We start from the raw sequence: 4,465 nt of genomic DNA on the forward strand, positions 1-4,465 counted from the left end.
GACGGCGTCGGCGTGGAGGCCATGCGGCTCTTCCGCGACCGCGCCGCCGCGGCGGCGCCCCGTCTTTCGCTCGACTCACCGGGGACGGCGGCGGTGGCCGCGGACATCTGCCGGCGGCTCGAAGGCATCCCGCTCGCGGTCGAACTGGCCTGTGCCCGGCTCGCGGAGTACAGCATCGACCGGATCGCCGAACGGCTCTCCTCCAGGATCGACTTCCTCAGCGAGTCCGACGCTCACCTGTGGCCCCGGCGGCACCGGGCGCTGCGGACCGCCATCGGCTGGAGCCACGAGCTGTGCGCCCCCGCCGAACGGCTGCTGTGGGCACGGCTCTCGGTCTTCCCCGGGACCGTCGCTGAGACCGACGTACAGGCCGTGTGCTCCGGCGGACCGCTGGCCGCAACGGACATCCCCGCGCTGCTGGAGCGGCTGGCCGACCAGTCCGTACTGCAGCGGGACGGCGCCCGGTACCGGATGCTCGACACCCTGCGCGAGTACGGCGCGATGTGGCTGGGCGAGCTGGGCGAGCAGCCGGCGCTCGCCCGCCGGCACGCCGCGCACTTCGCCGAACTGGCGCGCCTGGCCCACAGCGGGTGGCTAGGACCGCGGCAGGTCGACTGGTACCGCCGGATCGCCGAGACCGACGCGGATCTCTGCGCCGCGCTCGACCACCTCCTCACCGAGGACCCGGAGCGTGCTGTGGAGATGGCCGGGTGCACCGGACTCTTCTGGAGCTGCTGCGGTCATCTGCAGCGGGCCCGCGACTTCCTGGAGCGGGCTCTCGCCCTGGAGACGGAGAGAGGCCCGCACCGCACCCGCGCCCTGTGGGCCCTCGGTATCACTCTCACGCTGCAGGGCGACCACGAGACCGCCCGCGGCCTCGGCGAGCGGTGCAGTGTCGCCGCCTGGCACGACCGTGACACGGAGTCGATGCTCTCGGCGGCCCACGCCGTCAGCTTCAACTACCTGATGATGGGCCGCCCGCAGACCGCGCACGACGTCAGCGACCGTGCGCTGCGGAGTCTGCCGGGCGATCCGCTGGACGCGCCGTCGCAGATGCGGTGCCGGGTGATAAGAGTCTTCGCACTCTCCGCCCTGGGCCGTCTGGACGAGGCGTACGAGGACGCGACGGATCTGCAGCAGCTGAGTCTGCGCTACGGCGAGTACTGGGCCCGCGCCTACGCCGATCACCAACTCGCCCTGATACACCTGCTGCAGGGCAGGCCGCACGAGGCGGAGAGCCATGCGCGCTCCATGCTGTCGGGCAAGCACCAGCTCCACGACAGCCTCGGCATCGCCCTCGGGCTCGATCTGCTGGCCGGGGCGATCGCCGCGCGGGGCGACGGTGTGGAGGCGGCGCGTATGTCGGGTACCGGGCATGTCTACTGGCTGATGATCGGCCACCCGCGCCGCGGCACCCCCGAACTGGGGGTGATCCGGGAGGTCTGGGAGCGCAAGGCCCGCGAGGCGGCCGGGACTCCCGCCTATGAGCGGGCCTACCGGCGCAGTCTGACCGGGGATGCCGAGTCCGGCCTGGTCCGCGCGCTCCAGGGGAATCCGCCCGGGTGACCCGCCCGGGGCGGCCGGTGCTGTTCCGGCTGCCCCGGGCGGGGTTACCCGATCGACTGCGCCCCGGCGGGCCGTCAGCCCCGGCGCGGGCCCGGGTCGCTGGTGCTGGGGCGGCCGTTCTCCAGGTGTCCGGACCAGCGCCGGCTGAATCCGTGGTCGCCGTGGCCGGATTCGGTGACCGAGATGTCGTACCAGCCGGAGTGCTCACGGACCGGCAGGGTGACCTCGGTGGTGGCACCGGCACGCAGCCGGTGCGATGTGCCGTTCCGGGACCCGTAGGCATCGGCCACCCGGACCGTGCGGACGGCGCGGCTCCGGTTGGCGATCCTGATCCGTACCCGCTCGCCGCCCTGGTGGGTGAAGGTGGCGTGCAGGGCGTCGTCCGACGAACCGGCGAACTCGCAGACCGTCCCGTTGGGGCCGTAGGCGGAGAGCTGGTAGGCACCGCCGGTGGCGGCCGTGCGCCAGTAGTCGCTCAGGGTGTCCCGGGCGGAGACCGTGTAGCGGCGCGGAGCCGACTGCGGCTGCTTGCGGTCGTAGACGTAGAACGCGGCCCCGGCCCGTCCGCGGTTGGCGAACTCCAGCTGGAACCGGTCCTTGTGCGCGTCACCCTCGTTGACCTGTACGTCGTACGGAAGTGCACGGGCCCGGCGGACGCCCGGCTCCTGCTCGGGCATCCGCTGGTCCAGCGGGACCTGGTAGGGCTTGCCGGAGGAGACGACCGGCGCGGGGACCTGGAAGGAGACGGGCGCGGGGTCGGCGCCCGAGAAGTCGAGCGCCGAGGTGAGGTCGCCGCAGACGGAGCGGCGCCAGGCGCTGATGTGGGGCTCGTGGATTCCGAACCTGGCCTCAAGGAACCGCAGGACCGAGGTGTGGTCGAAGGTCTCCGAGCACACCCAGCCGCCGCGCGACCAGGGCGAGACGACCAGCAGCGGTACCCTCGCGCCCAGGCCGATGGGCTGGAGGCCCCCGGGGTCGGCGCCGGGGACCAGCGGGCTCATCTCGTCCGGGTACTTGCCGAGGTCGAGGATCTCGTCACCGAGGCTGCGCACCAGATCGCGGGAGACCATGCCCTGGGCGCCGGGGCCACTGGTGACCGGCGGCATGGGCGGTACGACATGGTCGAAGAGGCCGTCGTTCTCGTCGTAGTTGACGATGAAGACGGTACGGCCCCACACCTCCGGGTTGGAGGTGAGCGCTTCGAGGACCAGGTTGATGTAGGCGGCGCCGTCCGTCGGCGATGCGGAGGGGTGCTCGCAGTACTTGTAGGGCGGGACGATCCAGGAGACCTGGGGCAGGGTGCCGCGCTCCACGTCCTCGCGCAGTTCCTTGAGCGTGTGGTCCGACGCCCCCTTCTCCACCAGCGGTCCCGTGGCACCCTCGGCGACCTGGTACTGCTCGAAGAACATCAGTGAGTTGTCGGTGTAGTTGTCCGTGGGGCTGCCCGGCTCGCCCGTGCCGCCCTGGTACAGCTTCCAGCTGACCTTCGCGGCCTCCAGCCGTTCCGGGTAGGTGGTCCAGGTGTAGCCGTTGGTGTTGTTGCGCTCCCCGAGGCCGGGGCCGTTGGGGCGGCGCCCGTACACGTTGCGCGGGTCGCAGGTCCCGCTCCACAGGTAGATCCGGTTCGGCGCGGTGTCGGCGTGCACCGAGGCGAAGTAGGAGTCGCAGATGGTGAACGCCTCGGCCAGGGCGTAGTGGTACTGCAGGTCCTGCCGCTTGAGGTGGCCCATGGTGAGGGTGTCCTGTTTCTGGTTCACCCACTGGTCGTGGCGGCCCTCGTTCCAGGCCAGGTGTCCGCTGCTCCAGCCGTGGTCGGTGCCCGCCTGGTACTCCGTGGTGTTCTTGGGGTCGATGTACCAGGGCAGTACCTCGGTCGCGCTGTCCGGGAGTCCGCGCGCGTTGTAGCGCGCGGTGTGCGTGCCCGCGGCCGGCTGGTTCCAGACGGGTCTGCCGTTGGGCAGGAGCGCCGGGCGCGGGTCGCCGAAGCCGCGGACTCCGCGGAGGCCGCCGAAATAGTGGTCGAACGAGCGGTTCTCCTGCATCAGGATCACCACATGGTCGACGTCCTTGATGGAGCGGGTGCGGGAGAGGGCGGGCATGGCCATGGCCTTGCCTATCGCCGGTGGGAAGACCGAGAGCGCGGCGGCCGACGCGGCTGTCGCACCGCTTGCCTGGAGAAAACGCCGGCGATCAAACGTGACCATGTGGCTGCAACCTTCTGTTGGCAACAAGGGGTTTTCGAACACCTCCGATCATTCAGGGCCGCATCCCCTCCTGGGTAGCCCCCGGAAGGACTTGGAGTGATCAACCAGCCAACTCTGTGTTCACCGGGCCTCCATGGGCAGGCCGCTGTTCTGCGGAAATACCGCTCGTTGGCGGGCTGTCGTCCGCTGCCCTGTACCGTTCGGCGGCCGACGCGATGAGCGGCATGGAGCGTCATGGGCGGGAACAGCCGGACTCGGGGCAAGGCGGCGCGCCACGGAATTCCACGTGGAAATATCTGGAATCGCCGGGTCTTCCGGTATATCGGCGGGTCCACGGCGAGACGCCCGTTCCCAACCATCGGTTTTTGCCCAAGCTGTGTCCGAAACTATTCGTTCACCCTGCTGAGCGTCGCTGGGATCTCGACAACGACATATCCACGCCCATAGCGTCTCGCCCATGACAACCCCCCCGGACGACCGGAGATTCCGGCGTGAGATGGCCGTGGCCCACAGGTCTGGATGGCATCTCATCGACTTGCTCAGCGCACTTCCCGAGCCAGGCGATTCCCTGATGGTGACCATCCTGGGCGAGCCCGTCGTCGTCTGCCGCAATGCCGCCGACGGAGAGCTCGAAGCGTACCGGTGCCTGCGCCGGCCCCGTGGCGCGCCGCAGCCCGTACGGTGCGTCATACGCC

3 protein-coding genes are annotated in these 4,465 nt (G+C 70.4%); 2 read left to right on the forward strand and 1 reads right to left on the reverse strand.

From position 1 onward, the window contains the following. The coding region (locus ACFXBC_RS34740) for an ATP-binding protein (protein WP_385034004.1) at positions 1 to 1,566 on the forward strand (1,566 nt) is incomplete at its 5' end. A 74-nt stretch (positions 1,567 to 1,640) separates the two neighbouring features. Here ACFXBC_RS34740 and ACFXBC_RS34745 read toward each other — a convergent pair. Continuing rightward, on the reverse strand, positions 1,641 to 3,770 hold the full coding sequence (locus ACFXBC_RS34745; protein WP_385034007.1) for a phosphocholine-specific phospholipase C: 2,130 nt from the start codon (positions 3,768 to 3,770) through the stop codon (positions 1,641 to 1,643). Between the two features lie 457 nt (positions 3,771 to 4,227). On the opposite strand from ACFXBC_RS34745, the gene ACFXBC_RS34750 reads away from it, so the two are divergent. Further along, a partial coding sequence (locus ACFXBC_RS34750) for a hypothetical protein (protein ID WP_385034010.1) occupies positions 4,228 to 4,465 on the forward strand: 238 nt, incomplete at its 3' end.

The sequence above is a fragment of the Streptomyces sp. NPDC059398 genome, from assembly GCF_042751845.1.
Lineage (GTDB): Bacteria > Actinomycetota > Actinomycetes > Streptomycetales > Streptomycetaceae > Streptomyces.